Origin of the sequence: Xanthomonas sp. LMG 12462 (assembly GCF_009192885.1) — a bacterium.
Lineage (GTDB): Bacteria > Pseudomonadota > Gammaproteobacteria > Xanthomonadales > Xanthomonadaceae > Xanthomonas_A > Xanthomonas_A sontii.
Genome location: NZ_NMPP01000003.1, coordinates 50,589 through 71,007, shown reverse-complemented (window position 1 = coordinate 71,007; position 20,419 = coordinate 50,589). Strand labels below are relative to the sequence as shown.

18 protein-coding genes and 1 other RNA gene are annotated in these 20,419 nt (G+C 69.3%); 11 read left to right on the top strand and 8 right to left on the bottom strand.

Annotated elements, in window-relative coordinates; all coding sequences use genetic code 11:
* The first annotated feature begins 107 nt into the window (after positions 1-107).
* The 6 genes from CEK69_RS01305 to CEK69_RS01280 all read left to right on the top strand — a co-directional run bounded on the left by CEK69_RS01305 (position 108) and on the right by CEK69_RS01280 (position 7,836).
* The gene (locus tag CEK69_RS01305; RefSeq protein WP_152243323.1) at positions 108-332 is read left to right on the top strand and encodes a hypothetical protein; all 225 of its coding nucleotides are present in this window, start codon (positions 108-110) and stop codon (positions 330-332) included.
* Entirely contained in the window at positions 329-1,102 is a 774-nt protein-coding gene (locus CEK69_RS01300; RefSeq protein ID WP_193313850.1) for an SDR family oxidoreductase, read from the top strand. The genes CEK69_RS01305 and CEK69_RS01300 overlap by 4 nt, the downstream gene beginning before the upstream one ends.
* A complete protein-coding gene (locus tag CEK69_RS01295) occupies positions 1,099-2,304 on the top strand; it encodes an efflux RND transporter periplasmic adaptor subunit (protein ID WP_152239617.1) in 1,206 nt (401 codons plus the stop codon). Before CEK69_RS01300 ends, CEK69_RS01295 begins: the two co-directional genes overlap by 4 nt.
* A 141-nt stretch (positions 2,305-2,445) precedes the next feature.
* Positions 2,446-5,616, top strand: coding sequence for a multidrug efflux RND transporter permease subunit (locus tag CEK69_RS01290; protein ID WP_152243321.1), 3,171 nt, complete (start codon positions 2,446-2,448; stop codon positions 5,614-5,616).
* 31 nt (positions 5,617-5,647) lie between these two features.
* Positions 5,648-6,382 (top strand): SDR family oxidoreductase, encoded by a 735-nt coding sequence (locus CEK69_RS01285; RefSeq protein WP_152243319.1) that lies wholly within the window; start codon positions 5,648-5,650, stop codon positions 6,380-6,382.
* The gene (locus CEK69_RS01280) at positions 6,376-7,836 is read left to right on the top strand and encodes an efflux transporter outer membrane subunit (protein ID WP_152243317.1); all 1,461 of its coding nucleotides are present in this window, start codon (positions 6,376-6,378) and stop codon (positions 7,834-7,836) included. The genes CEK69_RS01285 and CEK69_RS01280 overlap by 7 nt, the downstream gene beginning before the upstream one ends.
* Positions 7,837-8,221: 385 nt before the next feature.
* Here CEK69_RS01280 and CEK69_RS01275 read toward each other — a convergent pair whose 3' ends face one another.
* From CEK69_RS01275 to CEK69_RS01260, 5 genes are all read right to left on the bottom strand, one after another.
* Positions 8,222-9,214, bottom strand: a complete 993-nt coding sequence (locus CEK69_RS01275) for a GGDEF domain-containing protein (protein ID WP_148828118.1) — start codon at positions 9,212-9,214, stop codon at positions 8,222-8,224.
* A gap of 506 nt (positions 9,215-9,720) precedes the next feature.
* Entirely contained in the window at positions 9,721-9,894 is a 174-nt protein-coding gene (locus tag CEK69_RS20960; RefSeq protein WP_167336246.1) for a hypothetical protein, read from the bottom strand.
* Positions 9,895-10,263: 369 nt separating this feature from the next.
* A complete protein-coding gene (locus tag CEK69_RS21165; RefSeq protein WP_226974994.1) occupies positions 10,264-10,812 on the bottom strand; it encodes an SHOCT domain-containing protein in 549 nt (182 codons plus the stop codon).
* 199 nt (positions 10,813-11,011) lie between these two features.
* Positions 11,012-11,363, bottom strand: a transfer-messenger RNA (tmRNA) gene (gene ssrA / locus CEK69_RS01265).
* A 76-nt stretch (positions 11,364-11,439) separates the two neighbouring features.
* Positions 11,440-11,847: a hypothetical protein gene (locus CEK69_RS01260; RefSeq protein ID WP_152243315.1), complete on the bottom strand. Its 408-nt coding sequence runs from the start codon at positions 11,845-11,847 to the stop codon at positions 11,440-11,442.
* 82 nt (positions 11,848-11,929) lie between these two features.
* Between CEK69_RS01260 and CEK69_RS01255 the strand changes: the two genes are divergently transcribed.
* Entirely contained in the window at positions 11,930-14,179 is a 2,250-nt protein-coding gene (locus tag CEK69_RS01255; RefSeq protein WP_152243313.1) for a S8 family peptidase, read from the top strand.
* A gap of 697 nt (positions 14,180-14,876) precedes the next feature.
* On the opposite strand, the gene smpB is transcribed toward CEK69_RS01255, so the two are convergent.
* The gene (smpB, locus tag CEK69_RS01250; protein ID WP_017908548.1) at positions 14,877-15,380 is read right to left on the bottom strand and encodes an SsrA-binding protein SmpB; all 504 of its coding nucleotides are present in this window, start codon (positions 15,378-15,380) and stop codon (positions 14,877-14,879) included.
* Between the two features lie 59 nt (positions 15,381-15,439).
* Between smpB and CEK69_RS01245 the strand changes: the two genes are divergently transcribed.
* Entirely contained in the window at positions 15,440-15,871 is a 432-nt protein-coding gene (locus CEK69_RS01245; protein ID WP_152243311.1) for an SRPBCC family protein, read from the top strand.
* A 5-nt stretch (positions 15,872-15,876) separates the two neighbouring features.
* Positions 15,877-16,131: an RnfH family protein gene (locus CEK69_RS01240; protein WP_150411383.1), complete on the top strand. Its 255-nt coding sequence runs from the start codon at positions 15,877-15,879 to the stop codon at positions 16,129-16,131.
* Between the two features lie 27 nt (positions 16,132-16,158).
* Here CEK69_RS01240 and bamE read toward each other — a convergent pair whose 3' ends face one another.
* Positions 16,159-16,557: an outer membrane protein assembly factor BamE gene (bamE, locus tag CEK69_RS01235; protein WP_017908545.1), complete on the bottom strand. Its 399-nt coding sequence runs from the start codon at positions 16,555-16,557 to the stop codon at positions 16,159-16,161.
* A 103-nt stretch (positions 16,558-16,660) separates the two neighbouring features.
* On the opposite strand from bamE, the gene fur reads away from it, so the two are divergent.
* Positions 16,661-17,083: a ferric iron uptake transcriptional regulator gene (fur, locus tag CEK69_RS01230; protein WP_026143876.1), complete on the top strand. Its 423-nt coding sequence runs from the start codon at positions 16,661-16,663 to the stop codon at positions 17,081-17,083.
* A 486-nt stretch (positions 17,084-17,569) separates the two neighbouring features.
* On the opposite strand, the gene recN is transcribed toward fur, so the two are convergent.
* Entirely contained in the window at positions 17,570-19,231 is a 1,662-nt protein-coding gene (recN, locus tag CEK69_RS01225) for a DNA repair protein RecN (RefSeq protein WP_152243309.1), read from the bottom strand.
* Between the two features lie 111 nt (positions 19,232-19,342).
* Between recN and hrcA the strand changes: the two genes are divergently transcribed.
* Entirely contained in the window at positions 19,343-20,401 is a 1,059-nt protein-coding gene (hrcA, locus tag CEK69_RS01220; protein ID WP_152243307.1) for a heat-inducible transcriptional repressor HrcA, read from the top strand.
* The last annotated feature ends 18 nt before the right edge of the window (positions 20,402-20,419 follow it).

Below are 20,419 nucleotides of genomic sequence, written 5' to 3'. Positions count from 1 at the left end.
GACGATTGGACCGATAGCGGGACGATTATTCCCCTTAATTCGGACTAATCAAGTGCGGCTTTGGCGCCTAATTTGTCCGCATTCGCCATCACCGACGGTCTTTGCCCATGTCGATGCGCACGCTGTTCCAGTTTTTCGCCTGCCCCGATCGCCAGCCGCGGCGCCGTTCCGCGCCGGTGGCGACGGCGCAATCCCTTTACCCGAGGGCGTTTCGCGAGTTCACGCCGCCGCCGCGGCGGCAGGGCGGCAGCAGCCTGCGCCTGGGCGCGTCCGGCACCGACCGGCTTGGGCGAATCGCGATTGTCCCGTCCGTGGGAGGAAAAGTCCCGTGAGCGGGATGTTGGCCCCCGAAGTCCTGGTCCTCGGCGGCAGCGGCACGGTCGGGCAGGGGGTGGTCCAGGCGTTGCTGGAGGCGGGCAGCCCGGTGCTGGCGGTGGCGCGCGACCGCGCCCGCCTGACCGCGCTGCGCGATCGCCACCGCGACGAACCCGGGCTGGACGTGCTGAGCGGTTCGGTCGGCACCGACGCGGCCGCCGCGGCCCTGGTCGCCGAGATCGCGCAGCGGCCGCGGCCGCTGGCCGCGGTGGTCGCCGCCCTGGGCAGCCCGCTGCGCCCCGGGCGCCTGCTGGAGCGACCGCTGGGGGCGCTGCGCCGGCGCCTGGATGCGGACCTGCTGCCGCACCTGGCTGCCGCCCGGCATCTGCTGCCGCTGCTGGCGCAGCACGAGCGCGGCGCCCGTTACGTGCTGCTGGGCAGTCCCTGCGCGCTGCGTGCCTGGTCCGGGCATGGCGACAGTTCGGTGGCGGCCTCCGCGATCCGCATGCTCGCCCAGGTGCTGCACGAGGAAGCCAAGCCGCTCGGCGTGCACGTGCATCTGCTGTCGCTGTCCGCCCCGGTGTGCCGCAGCGACGACGCCATCGGCGACTGCCCGGAGTGGTTCACCACCCTCGGCGTCGGCCGCGCCGTGGTTCAGCTGCTTGCCGATGCGCAGCGGCCGGACCGCGCCCTGGTCGAGATCGACCGCCGCCACTTTGCCCAGCCGCGCAGCGCCTTGCTCACCCCCTTGCCGTTTTCCTTCTCCACCCACGAGGTCTCTCCATGAATCCGATTCCGATGCCGTCGCGCCTGCTGCCGGGCGCCTTGCGCCCGCTGGCGGTGGCGCTGCTGGTCGCCACGCTCGCCGCCTGCGGCGGCAAGGCCAACGAACAGGGCGCGCCGCCGCCGCCGAGCGTGGGCGTGGCGCCCGCGCTGCAGAAGCAGATCAGTCAGTGGGACGAGTTCAGCGGCCGCGTCGAGGCCGTGGAGCACGTCGACCTGCGCCCGCGCGTGTCCGGCTACATCGACAAGGTCAACTACGTCGAAGGGCAGGAGGTGAAGAAGGGCGATGTGCTGTTCACCATCGACGCGCGCAGCTACCGCGCCGACCTGGCCCGCGCCGAGGCCGATCTGGCGCGCGCACGCACCCAGGCCAAGCTCAGCGCCAGCGAGGCCGCGCGCGCCAAGACCCTGTCCGAACAGCAGGCCATCTCCACCGAAAGCTGGGAACAGCGGCGCGCCGCGGCCGAGCAGGCACAGGCCGACGTGCTGGCCGCGCAGGCGGCGGTGGACAGCGCACGCTTGAACCTGGAATGGACCCAGGTGCGCGCGCCGATCGCCGGCCGCGCCGGCCGCGCGATGGTCACCGCCGGCAACCTGGTCAGCGCCGGCGACAGCGCCAGCGTGCTGACCACGCTGGTGTCGCTGGACAAGGTGCATGTGTACTTCGACGCCGACGAAGGCACCTTCCTGCGCTATGCGCAGATGGCGCGCGACGGCCAGCGCCCGAGCGAGCGCGACGGCAGCCTGCCGGTGCAGGTCGGCCTGGTCGGCGAGGACGGCTATCCGCATGCCGGCAAGGTCGATTTCCTCGACAACCAGCTGGTGCGCAGCACCGGCACCATCCACGTGCGCGCGTTGTTGGACAACGCCGATCGCCGCTTCACCCCCGGCCTGTTCGCGCGGGTGCGGCTGCTCGGCAGCGGTCGCTTCGACGCGGTGCTGATCGACGACCGCGCGGTGCTCACCGACCAGGACCGCAAGTACGTCTACGTGGTCGACAAGGACGGCAAGGCGCAGCGGCGCGACGTGCAGCTCGGCCGCAGCGCCGACGGCCTGCGCATCGTGCAAAGCGGCTTGTCCGCCGGCGACAAGGTCATCGTCGACGGCGTGCAGAAGGTGTTCATGCCCGGCATGCCGGTGCAGGCCAAGCCGATCGCGCAGACCGCGTCTCCTGCCGCACCGCGCCAGGCCGTCGCCCTCGACTGAGTCGCGGGCGCCGACGCAGCACCGGCCGGGTCATCACCTGCCGGCCGCGCCCCGCCGGGCCCGCGATGGCCCGGCGTCGCCACCGGCATGCCTGCGTCCGCGCCTGGCCCCCCGTTTCATCCGTTTCCAGGACCACCACCCATGGACTTTTCCAGATTCTTCATCGACCGGCCGATCTTCGCCGCCGTGCTGTCGATCGTCATCTTCGCCGCGGGCCTGATCGCCATCCCGCTGCTGCCCATCGGCGAATACCCGGACGTGGTGCCGCCTTCGGTGGTGGTGCGCACGGTGTATCCCGGCGCCAACCCCAAGGTCATCGCCGAGACCGTCGCCACACCGCTGGAAGAGGCGATCAACGGCGTCGAGAACATGATGTACATCAAGTCGGTCGCCGGCTCCGACGGCGTGCTGCAGATGACCGTGACCTTCCGCCCGGGCACCGATCCGGACGATGCCGCGGTCAAGGTGCAGAACCGCGTGGCGCAGGCGCAGGCGCGCCTGCCCGAGGACGTGCGCCGGCAGGGCGTGACCACGCAGAAGCAGTCGCCGACCTTCCTGATGGTGGTGCACCTGACCTCGCCCAAGGGCAAGTACGACACCCTGTATCTGCGCAACTACGCGCGCCTGCACGTCAAGGACGCGCTGGCACGGATCCAGGGCGTGGGCGACGCGCAGGTGTTCGGCGGCGGCGACTACGCGATGCGCGCGTGGCTGGACCCGGAGCGGGTGGCCGCACGCGGGCTCACCGCCAGCGACGTGGTCGCGGCGATGCGCGAGCAGAACGTGCAGGTCTCCGCCGGCCAGCTCGGCGCCGAGCCGATGCCGGAGAGCAAGTTCCTGACCCTGATCAACGCGCAGGGCCGCCTGCGCACCGAACAGGAGTTCGGCGACATCGTGCTCAAGGTCGGCGCCGACGGCCAGCCCGTGCGCCTGTCCGACGTCGCCCGCCTGCAACTGGGCGCCGGCGACTACACCCTGCGCGCGCAGCTGGACGGCAAGAACGCGGTCGGCATCGGCATCTTCCAGGCGCCGGGCGCCAATGCGCTGCAGATCCGCGACCAGGTCATCGCCAAGATGGACGAACTGACCAAGCAGTTCCCGGACGACGTGAAGTACGAGGCGGTGTACGACACCACCATCTTCGTGCGCGACTCGATCAGCGCGGTGGTCCACACCCTGCTGGAGGCGGTGCTGCTGGTGGTGCTGGTGGTGATCCTGTTCCTGCAGACCTGGCGCGCCTCGATCATTCCGCTGATCGCGGTGCCGGTGTCGGTGGTCGGCACCTTCGCCGCGCTGTACCTGCTGGGCTTCTCGATCAACACGCTGACCCTGTTCGGGCTGGTGCTGGCGATCGGCATCGTGGTCGACGATGCGATCGTGGTGGTGGAGAACGTGGAGCGCAACATCGAAGAGGGGCTGACCCCGCTGGCGGCCGCCCACCAGGCGATGCGCGAGGTGTCCGGCCCGATCATCGCGATCGCGCTGGTGCTGTGCGCGGTGTTCGTGCCGATGGCGTTCCTGTCCGGGGTCACCGGGCAGTTCTACAAGCAGTTCGCGGTGACCATCGCCATCTCCACGGTGATCTCGGCGATCAACTCGCTGACCCTGTCGCCGGCGCTGGCCGCGCGCCTGCTGCAAGGCCACGACGCGCCCAAGGACCGCCTGTCGCGCGGCATGGAGCGGCTGTTCGGCGGCTGGCTGTTCCGCCCGTTCAACCGCTTCTTCCACCGCAGCTCCGACCGCTACCAGGGCGCGGTGTCGCGCATCCTCGGCCGCCGCGGCGCGGTGTTCGCGGTGTACGTGGCGCTGCTGCTGGTCACCGGGCTGATGTTCAAGGCGGTACCGGGCGGCTTCATCCCGACCCAGGACAAGATGTACCTGATCGCCGGCGTCAAGCTGCCGGAGGGCGCCTCGATCGAGCGCACCGACGCGATGCTGCGCAAGGTCGCCACCATCGCCATGCAGACCGACGGCGTGGCCCATGCGATCTCGTTCCCGGGCCTCAACGCGCTGCAGTTCACCAACACGCCCAACACCGGCGTGGTGTTCCTGCCGCTGAAGCCGTTCGCCGAGCGCCACCGCAGCGCATTGGAGATCAATGCCGAGATCAACCAGCGCATCTCGCAGCTGGGCGAGGGCATGTCGTTCGCCTTCATGCCGCCGCCGATCCTCGGCCTGGGCAACGGCAACGGCTACCAGTTGTTCATCGAGGACCGTGCCAACCTCGGCTACGGCGCGCTGCAGAACGCGGTCAGCACCATGCAGGGCGCGGTGGCGCAGACCCCGGGCATGAGCTTCCCGATCGGCACCTACCAGGCCAACGTGCCGCAGCTCGATGCCGAGGTCGACCGGGTCAAGGCCAAGGCCCAGGGCGTGGCCCTGACCGATCTGTTCGACACCTTGCAGACCTACCTAGGCTCGACCTACGTCAACGACTTCAACCAGTTCGGCCGCACCTGGCAGGTGATCGCCCAGGCCGATGCGCCGTTCCGCGAGAGCGTGGAGGACATCGCCCGGCTGCGCACCCGCAACGCCAACGGCGAGATGGTGCCGATCGGCTCGATGGTGACGATCAAGCAGACCTACGGCCCGGACCCGGTGCTGCGCTACAACGGCTATCCGGCCGCCGACCTGGCCGGCGAAGCGGATGCGCGCTCGCTGTCCTCGGCCGAGGCGATGGCCAAGATCACCCAGATCGCCAAGCAGGTGCTGCCCAACGGCATGGAGATCGAGTGGACCGACCTGAGCTACCAGCAGGCCACCCAGGGCAATGCGGCGCTGGTGGTGTTCCCGCTGGCGGTGCTGCTGGCGTTCCTGGTGCTGGCGGCGCTGTACGAGAGCTGGACGCTGCCGCTGGCGGTGATCCTGATCGTGCCGATGACCCTGCTGTCGGCGCTGTTCGGGGTGTGGCTGAGCGGCGGCGACAACAACGTGTTCGTGCAGGTGGGTCTGGTGGTGCTGATGGGCCTGGCGTGCAAGAACGCGATCCTGATCGTCGAGTTCGCCCGCGAACTGGAACTGCAGGGCAAGGGCATCGTCGAATCTGCGCTGCAGGCCTGCCGCCTGCGCCTGCGCCCGATCGTGATGACCTCCATCGCCTTCATCGCCGGCACGGTGCCGCTGGTGTTCTCGCATGGCGCGGGCGCGGAAGTGCGCTCTGCCACCGGCATCACCGTGTTCGCCGGCATGCTGGGCGTGACCCTGTTCGGTCTGTTCCTCACCCCCGTGTTCTATGTCGCCCTGCGCAAGCTGGCCGGGCGGCCGCTGGTCTCGCATGCGCCGGCCCACGCCGACGCGCCGGCGCACGGCTGATCCTTTTCCCATCCTTCTCAGGAGTTTCGCAATGAGCGCAGCACACAAGATCGCCCTGGTCACCGGCGCCACCCGCGGCATCGGCCTGCACACCGTGCGGCAGCTGGCCGAAGCCGGCGTGCACACCCTGCTGGCCGGGCGCGACGCCACCCGCGCCAGCGCCGCGGCCCTGGAACTGCAGGGCGAGGGCCTGCCGGTGGAGCCGCTGACCCTGGACGTCACCGACGCCGCCAGCATCGCCGCCGCGGTGGAGACGGTGCGCGCACGCCATGGGCGGCTGGACATCCTGGTCAACAACGCCGGCATCCTGCGCGACGACCCGCGCCTGAGCGTGTCGCAGCAGAGCCTGGAGACCTGGCGCGAGACCTTCGACACCAACCTGTTCGGCCTGATCGCGGTCACCCAGGGGTTCCTGCCGCTGCTGCGCGAGGCGCCGGCCGCGCGCATCGTCAACGTCTCCAGCGTGCTCGGTTCGCTCGCCCTGCACAGCCAGCCCGGGTCGCCGATCTACGACTTCAAGGTGCCGGCCTACAACGTGTCCAAGAGCGCGGTGAATGCCTGGACCATCCAGTTGGCCTACGAACTGCGCGAGACCCCGATCAAGGTCAACACCATCCACCCCGGCTACGTGAAGACCGACATGAACGCGGGCGAGGGCGAGCTGGAAGTGGCCGACGGCGCGCGCAGCAGCGTGATGATGGCGTTGCTCGACGCCGACGGCCCCACCGGCAGCTACACCCATGTCGGACAGGTGCTGCCATGGTGATCCGTCCCGTCTTCGGCGCACTGGCGCTGGCGCTGCTCAGCGCCTGCGCCAGCGTCGGCCCCGACTACCGCGCACCGGCGCAGCCGCCGGTGACCCTGCAGGGCGCCGCGTCGCCGGTGTTCGCGACCGACTCGCCGGTCGCATCCTGGTGGGCGCAGTTCGACGACCCGGTGCTGGAACAGCTGGTGCACGACGGCCTGGTCGCCAACCTGGACCTGCGCCTCGCCCTGGCGCGCGTGCACGAGGCGCGCGCGGTCTTCGCCGAGCAGCGCCTGGACCAGGTGCCGCATGTCACCGCCGGCGGCGACTATACCCGCGGCAAGGCCCCGGACGCGGACGCCGGCGGCGCGCGCGTGCTCACCGAAAGCTACCGGCTCGGCTTCGATGCCGGCTGGGAGCTAGACCTGTTCGGGCGCCAGCGCCGCGCCAGCGAAGCGGCGCGTGCGAATCTGGAAGCCGAACAGGCCGGCCTGGCCGACGCCCAAGTCACTGTGGCCGCGGAGGTGGCACGCAACTACTTCGCCCTGCGCGGCACGCAGAAGCGCATCGCGCTGGCGCGGACCACGCTGGACAACCTGCGCGACACCCAGCGGCTGACCGAGACCCGTTGGCGACTGGGCGCCGGCAGCGAACTGGACCTGCAGAGCAGCCGCGCGCGGCTGAAGGCGATCGAGGCCGACATCCCGCTGCTGGAAGTCGATGCCGCACAGGCGCGGCACCGGCTGGCGGTGCTGCTGGGCAAGCCGCCGGGCGCGCTCGACGCGCTGCTGGCGCCGCAGCCGACCCCTGCCTATGCACGGGCCTTGCCGCTGGGCGATACCACGCAGTTGCTGCGCCGGCGTCCGGACGTGCGCATCGCCGAACGCCGTCTAGCGGCGGCGACCGCGCGCGTCGGCGTGGCCACCGCCGACCTGTTCCCGCGGATCAGCCTGTCCGGTTTCGTCGGCTTCCTGTCCGGCGATGCCGGCGCCTTGCTGCACGGCCGCAGCAAGGCCTGGTCGCTGACCCCGTCGATCCAGTGGGCGGCGTTCGACCTGGGCAGTGTGCGGGCACGCCTGCGCGCGAGCGAAGCGCAGGCCGACGGCGCCGCAGCCGACTACGAGAAAGCCGTGCTCGGCGCACTGGAGGACACCGAGAACGCCTTGACCGCCTATGCCCACGAACAGGCGCGGCTGGCGATCGTGGCCGAGCAGACGCAGGCCGCGCAGCGGGCCGAAGCGTTGGCGCAGATCCGCTATCGAGAAGGCTCGGAGGATTTCCTGACCCTGCTCGATGCGCAGCGCACGCAACTGACCGCCGAGGCGGCCCTGGCCGACGCCGAAGCGGCGGTGAACATCGGCGTGGTGCGGGTGTACAAGGCGCTTGGTGGTTGGGGGCAGGACGCGGGCACAGAGGCCGGCAGCCGGGACGTCGCGACCACCGCGGTGGCGGCGTCCGCGGTGCAGGCGCGCTGAGCAGAGCGCTGCACCTGCCGCGGTGCGGGCCGACCGTTCGCACCGCGGCGCCTGGTCGGCACCGCTCGTCATGTGCTCTCGCCGCCATCCGGCCGCATCCCTGGTTTGTCTGCAGGAGCGGCGTCAGCCGCGCCGGGCGTTCCCTCTGAAGCCCGACGCGGCTGCATGGCAGGCGACTCCCGCAATGGCTTGCGGCGAGCCCTCCGTGTGCACTGTGGGAGGGACTTCAGTCCCGACGCATTGCGCCATCGGAACGCACTCCACTTCCGCGCGGCATGACAGTCGATGCCCACAGAATGCTTCCCGTCATCAGCGCCGCCCTGGTGACGGCGACCGGACCGAAGACCAGCCGGGCATGCGGCAGATCGCTGCGGGTGCTGGTCGCTCAGTCCTGCGCCACGTCCTCGGCGATCACATAACGGTCGCGGCCGTTGTTCTTGGCCTGGTACAGCGCGGTGTCTGCGCGCGAGAACCAGTCGTGCCACTGCACCTCGTCGCACAGCATCGCCGCACCCAGCGACACGGTGATGGTGCCGTTGGGGCCGCGCAGCGCAGAGCGGGTGGCATCGTGCAGGCGCCTGGCGAAGGCGGAGAGTTCGGTCGCGGACTGCAGCCGTGCCACCACCACGAACTCCTCGCCACCGAACCGGAATACCTCGTCCGGCGCACGTACCTGCGCGCGCAACAGCGCGGCCAACTCGGCCAGCACCCGGTCGCCCTCGGCATGGCCGTAGAGGTCGTTGACCTCCTTGAAGTGATCGATGTCGAGCACGATCAGCCCATGCCGGCGAGTCGCACGACGCGGATCGGCCACCCGTTGCGACAGGCTGCGCTCGAGCATGCGGCGGTTCGGCAGCCCGGTCAGCGAATCGTGCGACGCCAGTTGTTCCAGCTGCACGCGATCGCCTTCCACCCGCAACGCCAGCATGTAGCCCAGCCCGGTGATCAGCAACGACACCGATATCATCGAGAAGAAGTGCTCGGCACCCAGGGCGCTCGGGGTCACCACCAGCAGCACCGCGATCAGCGTGGCATTGCAGGCCAGCGCGACATGGCGCGTCACCACGAAGAAATTGCTCATCATCACCAGGTACAGCCACGGCACCGCGGCGTGGCGCAGTGCATGGCAGGCCAGGGCGCTGCCCAGCAACCAACTCAGCGACAGCAGCGGATCCATGCGGCCGTCGCCGCGGTGCAGCGCCAGCCAGGTGGCCAGCGCGGCCAGGCCGGCCAGCGCGGCGCCGGCCAGCGCGGTCCATGGCGCGCCGATCGCCATCTGATAGACCGCGAACAGCAGCAGCACCCCGGCCGTGGATGGACCGAGTGTCTTGATGATGCCGAGCCGGAAGTGCCGACGCAGGGTCAAACCGGCGCTCACGGGGCTGGGCTCCGGAGCGGCGCGCGGTCATTGCAGGCGGGCTGGCGAGGGCGGGCAACGAGCATGGCGACATCAGGCTGGCGAAGAGGCGTTGCGGTGGCAGAGGCAAGTTCCATGCCTGAGATTCTTTTGTGGTCGATATCCCGAAGCTGACCGCGACGCAGCGGGATTGCCGACACGCACGGCATCACGACGACGTCGCATTGGCGGAGGGATCGGCGTCGCGCCGATCAACCTGCGTCACGCGGCAAACGTTGTTTGGCGGCATGTAGGGCGGCGCTGATGCAAGGGCGCTCGCGCCTGATCCTCTCCCTGTGGGAGGTGGTGGCGCGCAGCGCCAGATGAGGGGACGGGCGACGCGGGGGCGCTAGCCGGCGACCGTACTGTGGTCGCGTGGGGGCGGCGCAGTGTGCAGATGAACGCAGCGCCGACCGAACGAGCTATCTCTGCAGCGCGACCGTCACCGGCATGATGGGATCCGCAAGACGTGCCGACCAGGAGGCGGGTTACGCTTCGCTGCCGTCGATGGCCTTCAACCCCTTCTGGCTGAGCGCCAGATCGCCGTCCTCGCCCTGCGCCGCGTAGTCCTCGCGCACCGCCCAGGTCGCCTCGGCTTCGCTGACCGGGGTGGTGGCATGGATGTCCTGCAGGATGCGCAGTTGTTCCTGGGTCAATGGCATGGCGATGTCCGAAGCGTGGAGGGCTCATCACCGTACAGGCTGGTGGTGACGGGCATGTCTGTTCGTTACCGCAATGCGCAATCGCCCTCATCGCCGTAACGCGATCGTGGCGATCGCTGGATGGGTGTGGGGGTCTCGTCGCACGCCGTCGACGCCGCCGACATCATTTCGCAACGCCTCAAGGACGCCGGCGTAACGGGCGCCCACGCATGATGCGCCTACCAGCTGTGCGGCCGGGGCGATGCCTGGGGCTGCTTCAAGGATGCAGGCATCCGCGGCTGGACCACTTTCTTACGCACCGGCAGGCCCAATGGCCTGCCGGTGCTTTTTTGATTGCGAAACAATGCGTGAGTGCCGTCTGCGATGCGGCTAGCGCGACAGCAGCTTGGTCTTCTGCGCCTGGAACTCGGCCTCGGTGAGCAGGCCTTTCTTCCGCAGGTCGTCCAGCTTCAGCAGCTCGGCGTACAGATCGGGCGGTGCGCTAGGTGCGGGCGTAGGCGTACCGGTCGTGGCGAGCGAGGGAACGCGCTCGTTCACCTCGATCTGCATGTCGGCCCGCGGCTGCAGTCCGACGGTTTCGTTCGATCCGTGCGGAACCAGGCGGAACTGATACTCGACATACGGCCACTGGCCTGGTCCGCCGGCATCCATCGATTCCATCGCCACTGGCACCGCCTGCATGTCCTTGGCGGCGGCAAAGGCGTTGGCGGCCAGGAGTGCCTTGCGCTTGGTGGTGGCTGCGCTGGCGAAGACGCCTGCGTGATTCTTGATCGTCACCATCCACACGCCTGGCGACACCTGCACGAACTCGGGTTCGCCAGCGTGCGCGGTACCGGCCAGCACCATCCACAGCATGGGCGCGAACAGCATGCGTTTCATGATCATCCCCGGTGAAGTGGTCGCGGTGCCTGTCTGCAAGGCAGGTCGGTGGGCCTTTGCGACCAAGACTTCCGATCATGGCACGCGGCTGCGCGATGTGGCTGGCCAGCGTGGGCAGGCGCGGCGACATCCTGTTGGTTGCGACACGTGGTTGTGGCCACCATCAGGCACAAAAAAAGCCGGAAGCCTCGATGCGATCGGGATTCCAGCTTCGTTTGCACGTCCGTGGACGCTTGGATGGTGGAGGTGGGCGGAATCGAACCGCCGTCCGAAGGCACTCCATCCCCGGCACTACATGCTTAGCTCATCGTTGGATCTCGCCCCGGAACAGCACGATGTGCGAAGCGCATCCCGGGACCAGCCTGCTTGATTTAGCCAATGGCTGACAGGCAGCCACCACCGGCGATTCCGTGATAATGACCCTACGTCGCGAGCACGGACACAAGCGATTTCGGGGCTAGGCCTTAAGCGGCCAGTGCGTAGTTGTCGTCGTTGGCAACTATAAGTTTGCGGCTGGATTTACGAGGAAAGCTGCCCCCTCGGCATGCGCCAAGCGATTTTGCAACCCCCGTCGAAACCAGTGCACCCCCGGGGACAACGTCAAACGCTGACCTGCACAGTGTAGGGATCGGGGAGGCCAGTCACAAGCCTTGAGACAGGCCGCGCTTAAGCTGGCTTCACTGCGACGCCGGCCCTGTCACGCCGCCGTCCCCAGGCATTCCCCCAGGCATGGAGCAGCGCAATGGCAAGCAGACAGCCGCGTGGCCGCAGCAGCGGGCGTACGCCCAAGGCATCCGTCACGTCCTCGACGTCCACCCCCGGCAAGGCGCCGGCGAGATCTGCCGCCAAGCCGATGGCGGCAGCGCGCAAGACGCCAGCGGGTGGTACGCGGGCTGCCAAGGCGGCGAAGACGACGCCGCCGGCATCGGCAGCTCCATCCACGAAGGCACCTGCATCGGCAAGGCTGGCAGCACCGTCCAGATCCAACGCCGCGGCTCCCGGCGCCAGCAGGCCTGCCTCGGCGACGCCCGCCGCCGCGCCACCGCCGGGCACCGCGCTGCGGCCCAAGGCCACCGGCGAAGGTTCGCTGGCGCAGGGTCGGGCACGCACGGTCGTCTACATCCATGGCATCGGCAACAAACCGCCGGCCGAGGTGTTGCGTTGCCAATGGGATCGCGCGCTGTTCGGCCGCGCGATGGGCGAGCGCACGCGCATGGCCTATTGGGTCAATCGCGAACGCTACCCGTCGCCGGAGCCGGGCGATTGCCAGGATCAGGACCGCGGCCCGGTGTTGAACCAGGCCGAGCAACGCATGCTGAGCGCGCTCGGCGTGGCCCCGCAACTGGCCGATCTGCGCCAGCTCGCCGACACGCTGGCCGCCAGCGAGGCCGAGCGCGCACGGCTGCACCAAGTGCTGGACGAGGTGGAGGCGGCGGTGCCGGCACCGGCGGCTGCAGCCGCCGACGTGCACGCGCAGGGCGTGATCGACGTGCTCAACCGCGCACTGCTGAAGCTGATCTCCGCGGCGCTGCTGCAGGACGTGCACGACTTCTTCTTCGTGTCGGCGCGGCGCACCCAGATGCGCGAGAGCCTGCTGCAGCGCATCCGCGCCGGTGGCGGCCCATTCGTGATCGTCGCGCACAGCCAGGGGTCGCTGATCGCCTACGACGTGCTGCGCGAGTTGCAGCCGCAGGACTGCGAGGTCTCGCTGCTGTTCACGCTCGGCTCGCCGCTGGGGCTGCCTGTGGTGCGCAGCATGTTCAAGGAGTGGACCGGTACCCCGAAGCTGCCGTTCCCGCCCTGCGTGGCGCGCTGGGTCAACGTCGCCGAGCGGCGCGACCCGGTGGCCCTGGACGCCGATCTCAGCGACGACATCGCCGATGCTGACGGGCGCTTCCACAATATCACCGGGTCGAAGATCAATCCGGATTGGCAACACAACCCGCACTCGGCCGCCGGCTACCTGTCCATCCCCGACGTGCGGGCCGAGGTGCGGCGCGCGGTGGGCGTTGGCTTCGATCAGCCGATCGCACACCCGGTGTTGATCAAGGATTTGTCCGACCAGTTGGAAGCGCGTGCGCCGGACTATCGCCACGAGGTGCTGATCGAACTCGAGCGGTTGTCCGAGGCCGGCGATCCGGCGCAGCGCAAGCATGAGCTGATCGCCGCGTTGCGCGCGCTCACCGAGGCCTCCACCGGCCTGCACGGCGAGGCGCTGGATGCGCAGATCGAACTGGAGGACACGCTGCAGCGCTACGTCTCGGCGCGCTTGACCCGGTTCGAGATCGAGAGCCTGCGCGAGCGCTATCGCGACCTCAACCTCAAGCGTTTGTGGCGCGATGCGGGCAAGCGCGCGCTGATCTACCAGTCGCGCAGCACGATCCAGGTGGACGCGGCGCAGGTGGCCTACCGCGCGTTGGGCAGCGGCATCGGCTGGGCGGTGCTGGACAGCGGCATCGCCGCTGCGCATCCGCACTTCCATGCCGCCGGGCAACCGGCGACCGTGCTTGCCCAATGGGACTGCACCCAGCGCGGACGCCCGCGCGCGTTGCGCCCGGGCGAGGCCGGCTTCGACACGCTCGACGGCAATGGTCACGGTACCCACGTGGCCGGCATCATCGCCGGGCAGTGCGAAGCGCCGCTGCCGGGCGTGCCGGCCACAGCGCCGCTGCAGTTCGCCGGCATGGCGCCGCTGGCGCGGCTGTACGGGCTGAAGGTGCTGGACGACGACGGCAACGGCCGCGACTCGTGGATCATCAAGGGCGTGCAGCAGGTGGCCGAGCTCAACGAGCGCGCCGGCGAGCTGGTGGTGCACGGGGTCAACCTGAGCCTGGGTGGCTACTTCGACGCCGAGAGCTACGGCTGCGGCTTCACCCCGCTATGCAACGAATTGCGCCGGCTGTGGCGGCAGGGCGTGGTGGTGGTGATCGCGGCCGGCAACGACGGCCTGGCCTGGCTGATGCAGGGCGATGGCGAGGCCTACCCGCTGAACCTGGACCTGAGCATCGGCGACCCGGCCAACCTGGAGGAATCGGTGGCGGTGGGTTCGGTGCACAAGAGCAGCCCGCACAGCTACGGCATTTCGTATTTCTCCTCGCGCGGCCCGACCGCCGATGGCCGCTACAAGCCGGATCTGGTCGCGCCGGGCGAAAAGATCCTGTCGGCGCACCACGGCTATGCGCTCGAGGATCCCGGCACCTGGATGGTGGAGATGAGCGGCACCAGCATGGCCGCGGCGCATGTGTCCGGGCTGATCGCCGCGTTCCTGTCGGTGCGCCGCGAGTTCATCGGTGCGCCGGATCGGGTCAAGCAACTGCTGCTGGCGCAGTGCCTGGACCTGCAGCGCGATCGCTACATGCAGGGCAGTGGGCTGCCGAGCCTGATGCGGATGCTTGGGGGGACGTGAGTGGGCCGGGGATGATCAGCCATTCGGCTGCTGAAAAGCCGGGGATTCGGGAGTGGGGATTCGCAACAGTGGCTCCCCGCGTCACGTAGGCGTTTCGTTAGTGCGGTCTCAGCCGCGAGGCGCTTGGGCTGGGATGATCAGCCATTCGGCTGCTGAAAAGCCGTGGATTCGGGATTTGGGATTCGCAAACGGCGGTTCCCTGGGGCAGCGTGGTCTCCCGTGTGGGAGCGGCTTCAGCCGCGACGCGGTGAGGCCGTGATTGGGGGCGGGGATCGAGGGGCGAAACAGGTTCGGAGGCCGCATCGCCTTTCATGTCGGAATCTGCTTTCGCCGCAACGGATGACTGCCGATGTTTCCGGATGAGGGCATGAAACGGGCTGCGCGTCTTCTGCGGCCGGTGCGACCGAATCACGTCGAGATTCCGACTTCACCGCGTCGCGGCTGAAGCCGCTCCCACAAGGGCATCCATGCACCGCGGTGCGCTCTTGCGGCTGCTGTGCCACAGCGTTACGGCGCCGCACTTACGGCTGAGCTTGCGGGAATGGGAGCTGCGGTTGCGACTCCCCAATCACCAATCCCGTCACCGCGTCGCGGCTGAAGTCGCTTCTACGGGAAAGGCGAGGTGGGTAGGAACGCTGCGGCGGGCAGGGAACCCGCCCTTGCGAATCCCCAATCCCGAATCCCCACTCCCAGCCTCTCAGGCATTCTTGTTGTGCCGGCGCATGATGCGCTGCTTGTCGCGGGCCCAGTCGCGGTCCTTGGCCGCGTTGCGCTTGTCGTGGTCCTGCTTGCCCTTGGCCAGCGCGATCTCAAGCTTGATCTTGTTCTTGCTCCAGTACATCGCGGTGGGCACGAGGGTGTAGCCGTCGCGTTCGACGCGGCCGATCAGTTTGTCGATCTCGTTCCGGTGCAGCAGCAGTTTGCGTGTGCGGCGGTCGTCGGCCACCACGTGGGTGGAGGCCTGGATCAACGGGGTGATCTGCGCGCCGAACAGGAACAGCTCGCCCTGGCGCACGAACGCATAGCTCTCGCCGATGTTGGCGCGGCCGGCGCGGATCGACTTCACCTCCCAGCCCTGCAGGGCCAGGCCGGCCTCGTAGCGGTCCTCCAGGTGGTATTCGTGGCGCGCGCGTTTGTTCAGGGCGATGGTCTTGTTGGCCGTCGCGCCGTTTGCTTTATCCTTGACGGGTTTCTTGCTCATCTTGCTATTGTCTCCGATTCGGGGCCTCCCGAACGTCTTGGTCCCACTTCCCGTCCCGAATGCCTATCATCCGCCGCAGCGCTCTGGTCGAACACGCCGCAACGCGCATGTTCGATCTGGTCAACGACGTCGCCTCCTATCCGCGCCGGTTCGCCTGGTGCGACGCGGCCCATATCCTCGAGCAGAACGACCGCGTCCTGGTGGCGCGGCTGGACCTGGGGCTGGGCTCGTTCCGCACCTGGTTCACCACCGAGAACAGCCTGCAGCGCCCGGATCGCATCGATATGCAGCTGCGCGACGGTCCGTTCAAGCGCCTGCAGGGGCAGTGGACCTTCCAGGGCTTCAACGAGCACGCCAGCAAGGTCAGCCTGATGCTCGACTTCGAACCCGCCTCGCGCCTGCTGGGGCCGGCGCTGGCGCTGGGCTTCCAGAGCCTGGCCGACCGCATGGTCAACGACTTCGTGCGCGTGGCCGACCGGGAACAGGCCTAGCCGCCATGCAGGTCGAGGTGGTGCTGGCCTGGCCGGAGCGCTTCGTGTCGCAGCGGCTGGAGCTGCCGGAAGGCGCGACCGTGGCCGATGCGCTGGCCGCCGCTGCGTTGCCCGGGGCGACGCCTGGGATGCCGTGCGCGGTCTACGGCGAAGTCGCCGCGCCGACGCGGCTGTTGCAGGACGGCGACCGGGTGGAACTGCTCAGGCCGTTGCTGATCGACCCGAAGGACGCCAGGCGACGCCGCGCCAAGCCGCGCTGAGCGGCGGGGCGCGACGCGGCCGCCGGCTCATTCGCCGCGGCGCTGCTTCTTCTTGTCCTTGGCCAGGTTGCGGCCGAACTGACGCACGCTGTTCTTGGCCAGCTCTTCGTCCTGGTCCGGGAAATAATCGCCTTCCCAGCGGGTAACCATGTCGTTGTCGAAGAACACGACGAAGTTCTTGATCTCGGTACGGCCAACGCGATCGACACGCTCGGTGGAGGTGTAGTCCCAGCGCTGCGCATGGAACGGATCCGGGATCGAGGGGCTGCCCAGCAGCGCGCTGACCTGCTGCTTGCTCTGTCCGACCTTCAGCTGTTCGACGGCCGACGGCTTGATCAGATTGCCCTGGTAGATGGGCTGCTTGTAAATGATGCCGCAGCCAGCGGTGGACAGGGCAACAGCGGCGACCAGCAGGAGATTGCGCATCGGGGACAGGGCTGAATGAAATCACGTCGATGATACACTCCCGGCGACCGCCGCGACCCATTCCCAGGCAGCTGGCGATAAACCAGCTATGAACGGAGACGCCATGGAATCCCACGATCTGCGCAAAGTCGGCCTGAAGGTCACGCACCCCCGGATGCGCATCCTCGAGCTACTGGAGCAGAAGTCGGCGCGGCACCACATGACCGCCGAGGAGATCTACCGGCAGCTGCTGGACCACGGCGACGAGATCGGCCTGGCCACCGTGTACCGGGTGCTGACCCAGTTCGAGGCGGCCGGGCTGGTGCTCAAGCACAACTTCGAGGGCGGCCAGGCGGTGTACGAACTGGACCGCGGCGGCCACCACGACCACATGGTGGACGTGGACACCGGCAAGATCATCGAGTTCGAAAGCGCGGAGATCGAGGAATTGCAGCGCAAGATCGCCGCCGATCACGGCTACGAGCTGGAAGAGCACTCGCTGGTGCTGTACGTGCGCAGCAAGCGGCCGAGCGGCAAGAAGGGGTGAGGCTTCTCCCTTCTCCCACCGGGAGAAGGTGCCCCGCAGGGGCGGATGAGGGTACGGGTGTCGCCGCGTGGATCACGTCAGCGGGTGGCTCCGCGCCGAACCCTCACCCCAACCCCTCTCCCGGTGGGAGAGGGGCTAAGGCTTCTCCCTTCTCCCGTCGGGACAAGATGCCCCGCAGGGGCGGATGAGGGTGCGGGTGCCGTCTCGTGGATCACGTCAGCGGGTCGCTCTGCGCCGAACCCTCACCCCAACCCCTCTCCCGGTGGGAGAGGGGCTAGGGCTTCTCCCTTCTCCCGTCGGGAGAAGGTGCCCCGCAGGGGCGGATGAGGGTACGGGGGGCGCCGCGTGGATCACGTCAGCGGGTGGCTCTGCGCCGAACCCTCACCCCAATCCCTCTCCCGGTGGGAGAGGGGCCTTTGATGCTTTCAGTGACCTGTGGCGCCTGGGCAGGGCTGCACTGCCAGGCGCTGCCCGATCGTCGGCCGCTCAGCCCGCGCTGAGCAGCAGGCGCTTGGCCGCGGCGCGGGCTTCCTTGCTGACCTCGACCCCGCCCAGCATCCGCGCCAGTTCTTCCTCGCGCTGGCGTGGGGCCAGCAGTTCCACCGAGCTCTGGGTCATGCCCTCGACCGGCGCCTTGCTGACCCGGTAGTGGGCGTGGCCCTGCGCGGCGACCTGCGGCAGGTGGGTCACGCACAGCACCTGGCGCTGCTCGCCGAGCGCGCGCAGCTTCTTGCCGACGATGTCGGCGACGGCGCCGCCGATGCCCGAGTCCACTTCGTCGAAGACCATGGTCGGCACCGCGTCCAGGCCCAGCGCGGCGACCTCGATCGCCAGCGAGATGCGCGACAGTTCGCCGCCGGAAGCGACCTTGCGCAGGGCGCGCGGCGGCTGCCCTGCGTTGGCCGCGACCAGGAACTCGACCCGCTCGGCGCCGGCCGGGTCCGGCCGTTCGGTGTCGTGCGGCTCGAGCTGGATCAGGAAGCGCCCGCCGCCCATGCCCAGTTCGCCGATCAGCGCGGTGGTGTCGTGCGAGAGCGCCTGCGCGCCGCGGTCGCGGGTGGCGGTCAGGGCGGCCGCGGCGTCGCGCCAGGCTTGGGTGGCCTGGGCGATCTCGGCGTCGAGCACGTCCAGCCGCTCGCCGGCGCCGCGCAGGCTCTCCACTTCGGCGAGCAGGGCGTCGCGGTGGCCGGCCAGCGCGTCCACGCCGATCCGGTGCTTGCGCGCCAGGTCGTGCAGGCGGCCGAGTTTGCGTTCCATCTCGTCGAACTGCGCCGGGTCGGCATCCAGGTCGTCGCGGACCCGGTCGATCAGCGCCAGCGCTTCTTCCAGCTGGATGCCGGCGCTGTCGATCAGTGCCTGCACCTCGGCCAGGCGCGGGTCGTACTCGCCGACCTTGCCGAGTTCGTGGCGGGTCTGCTGCAACAGGTCCAGCACCGCCGGCGCCTCGTCGCCGTTGAGCCGCTGCGCCGCGCCCTCGCAGGCACCGATCAGTGCGGCGGCGTGGGCCTGGCGGCGATGGTTGGCGTCCAGGGCGGCGATCGCCGCCGGGTCCAGGTCCTCGCGCTGCAGCTCGGCCAGCTGGTGCTGCAGGAAACCGATGCGGTCGCTGACGTCGCCCTGCGCCAGCAGGGTCTCGCGCTCGCTGAGCAGGCCCTGCCAGCGGGCGGCGGCGGCGCGCACCGCGGCGCGCTCGGCCTCGTTGCGGGCGTAGGCGTCGAGCAGGCCGAGCTGGCTACCGCGCGAGAGCAGGGCCTGGTGTTCGTGCTGGCCATGGATCTCGACCAGGTGGCCGGCTAGCTCCGCCAGTTGCGACAGGGTCACCGGGCGGCCGTTGATCCAGGCGCGGGAGCCGCCGTCGGCGCGGATCACCCGCCGCAGCTGGCAGTGTTCGTCGTCGTCGAGTTCGTTCTCGCGCAGCCAGGCGCGCGCCTGGGCGGGGGGCACGAACTCGGCCGACAGTTCGGCGCGGTCGGCGCCGTGGCGGACCACGCCGCTGTCGGCGCGCAGCCCGGACAGGAAGCCGAGCGCGTCCACCATCAGCGACTTGCCGGCGCCGGTTTCGCCGGACACCACGGTCATGCCGGGGCCGAATTCCAGTTCGGTGCCGCGTACGACGGCGAAATCCTTGATCGAGAGATGTCTGAGCATGGGGTCTGCATCCGGAGCCGCGCAACGCTAGCATGCGCGGGTAGGTGGGCCAATGACTTGCCAAGCCGGCGTGCAGACATTATCTAAGGACCAGTCTCACGGGTTGATTCCATGCGCGCTTCCCCGGTCCATTCCAGCCTCGATCCGCGTGCCCGGCAGCTGCTGCGCACGTTGATCTCGCGCTATATCCGCGACGGCGAGCCGGTCGGCTCTCAGACCCTGGCCCGCCATGCCGGGCTGGACGTGAGCCCGGCGACGATCCGCAACATCCTCGCCGACCTGGAGGACGCCGGGCTGCTCAGCTCGCCGCACACCTCGGCCGGGCGCGTGCCCACCGCCACCGGCTACCGGGTGTTCGTCGACAGCCTGGTGCAGATGCGCCCGCCGGCCGAAGGCGAGGTGGCACGGCTGCGCGCGGAGATGGCCAACGCCGCCGGCACCCAGGCGCTGCTCGGCAGCGCCTCGGAACTGCTGTCGGCCATGACCCACTTCGTCGGCGTGGTCAGCGCGCCCAAGCGCGAGCAGTTCGCGTTCCGGCACATCGACTTCGTGCCGCTGGACGCGCGGCGGGTGCTGGCGATCCTGGTGTTCGCCGACAACGAGGTGCAGAACCGGGTCATCGAGCCGCGCAAGGCCTACGAGCCGGCCGAACTGGAGCGGGTGGCCAACTATCTGAACCGGCATTTCGCCGGGCGCGCCCTGGCTGACATCCGTGCCAGCCTGCTGCGCGACCTGCGCCATGCGCGCGACGAGATGGAGCAGTTGCTGGCGCACAGCGTCGAGCTGGCCGAGCAGGCGCTGGCCCCGGCCGGCGACGACATGGTGCTGGCCGGGCAGACCAAGTTGATGGGCGTGCAGGACCTGTCGGACCTGGAGCGGCTGCGTGAGCTGTTCGAGGTCTTCGCCAGCAAGCGCGAACTCCTGCAACTGCTCGAACGCACCATCCGCGCGCCCGGCGTGCGCATCTTCATCGGCGAAGAGACCGGCATGGTGCCGCTGGAGAGCGTGTCGCTGGTGACCGCCCCGTACATGGTCGGCGGCCAGGTGCTGGGCGTGCTGGGCGTGATCGGCCCCAAGCGCATGGACTACGACCGGGTCATCCCCCTGGTCCAGACCGCCGCCGACGTCCTCGGCGCCCGCCTGGACCCGTCCCCGCCCGGCGATCGCTGAGCGCAGCGCTGGTCGAAG

What these genes read in the sequence shown, in the direction of transcription:
- smpB (WP_017908548.1), bottom strand. Translation starts at nt 15,380, where the DNA reads ATGAGCAAGAAACCCGTCAAGGATAAAGCAAACGGCGCGACGGCCAAC.
- CEK69_RS01290 (WP_152243321.1), top strand. Translation starts at nt 2,446, where the DNA reads ATGGACTTTTCCAGATTCTTCATCGACCGGCCGATCTTCGCCGCCGTG.
- CEK69_RS01245 (WP_152243311.1), top strand. Translation starts at nt 15,440, where the DNA reads ATGCCTATCATCCGCCGCAGCGCTCTGGTCGAACACGCCGCAACGCGC.
- CEK69_RS20960 (WP_167336246.1), bottom strand. Translation starts at nt 9,894, where the DNA reads ATGCCATTGACCCAGGAACAACTGCGCATCCTGCAGGACATCCATGCC.
- CEK69_RS01285 (WP_152243319.1), top strand. Translation starts at nt 5,648, where the DNA reads ATGAGCGCAGCACACAAGATCGCCCTGGTCACCGGCGCCACCCGCGGC.
- CEK69_RS01280 (WP_152243317.1), top strand. Translation starts at nt 6,376, where the DNA reads ATGGTGATCCGTCCCGTCTTCGGCGCACTGGCGCTGGCGCTGCTCAGC.
- hrcA (WP_152243307.1), top strand. Translation starts at nt 19,343, where the DNA reads ATGCGCGCTTCCCCGGTCCATTCCAGCCTCGATCCGCGTGCCCGGCAG.
- bamE (WP_017908545.1), bottom strand. Translation starts at nt 16,557, where the DNA reads ATGCGCAATCTCCTGCTGGTCGCCGCTGTTGCCCTGTCCACCGCTGGC.
- CEK69_RS01305 (WP_152243323.1), top strand. Translation starts at nt 108, where the DNA reads ATGTCGATGCGCACGCTGTTCCAGTTTTTCGCCTGCCCCGATCGCCAG.
- CEK69_RS01240 (WP_150411383.1), top strand. Translation starts at nt 15,877, where the DNA reads ATGCAGGTCGAGGTGGTGCTGGCCTGGCCGGAGCGCTTCGTGTCGCAG.
- CEK69_RS01295 (WP_152239617.1), top strand. Translation starts at nt 1,099, where the DNA reads ATGAATCCGATTCCGATGCCGTCGCGCCTGCTGCCGGGCGCCTTGCGC.
- recN (WP_152243309.1), bottom strand. Translation starts at nt 19,231, where the DNA reads ATGCTCAGACATCTCTCGATCAAGGATTTCGCCGTCGTACGCGGCACC.
- fur (WP_026143876.1), top strand. Translation starts at nt 16,661, where the DNA reads ATGGAATCCCACGATCTGCGCAAAGTCGGCCTGAAGGTCACGCACCCC.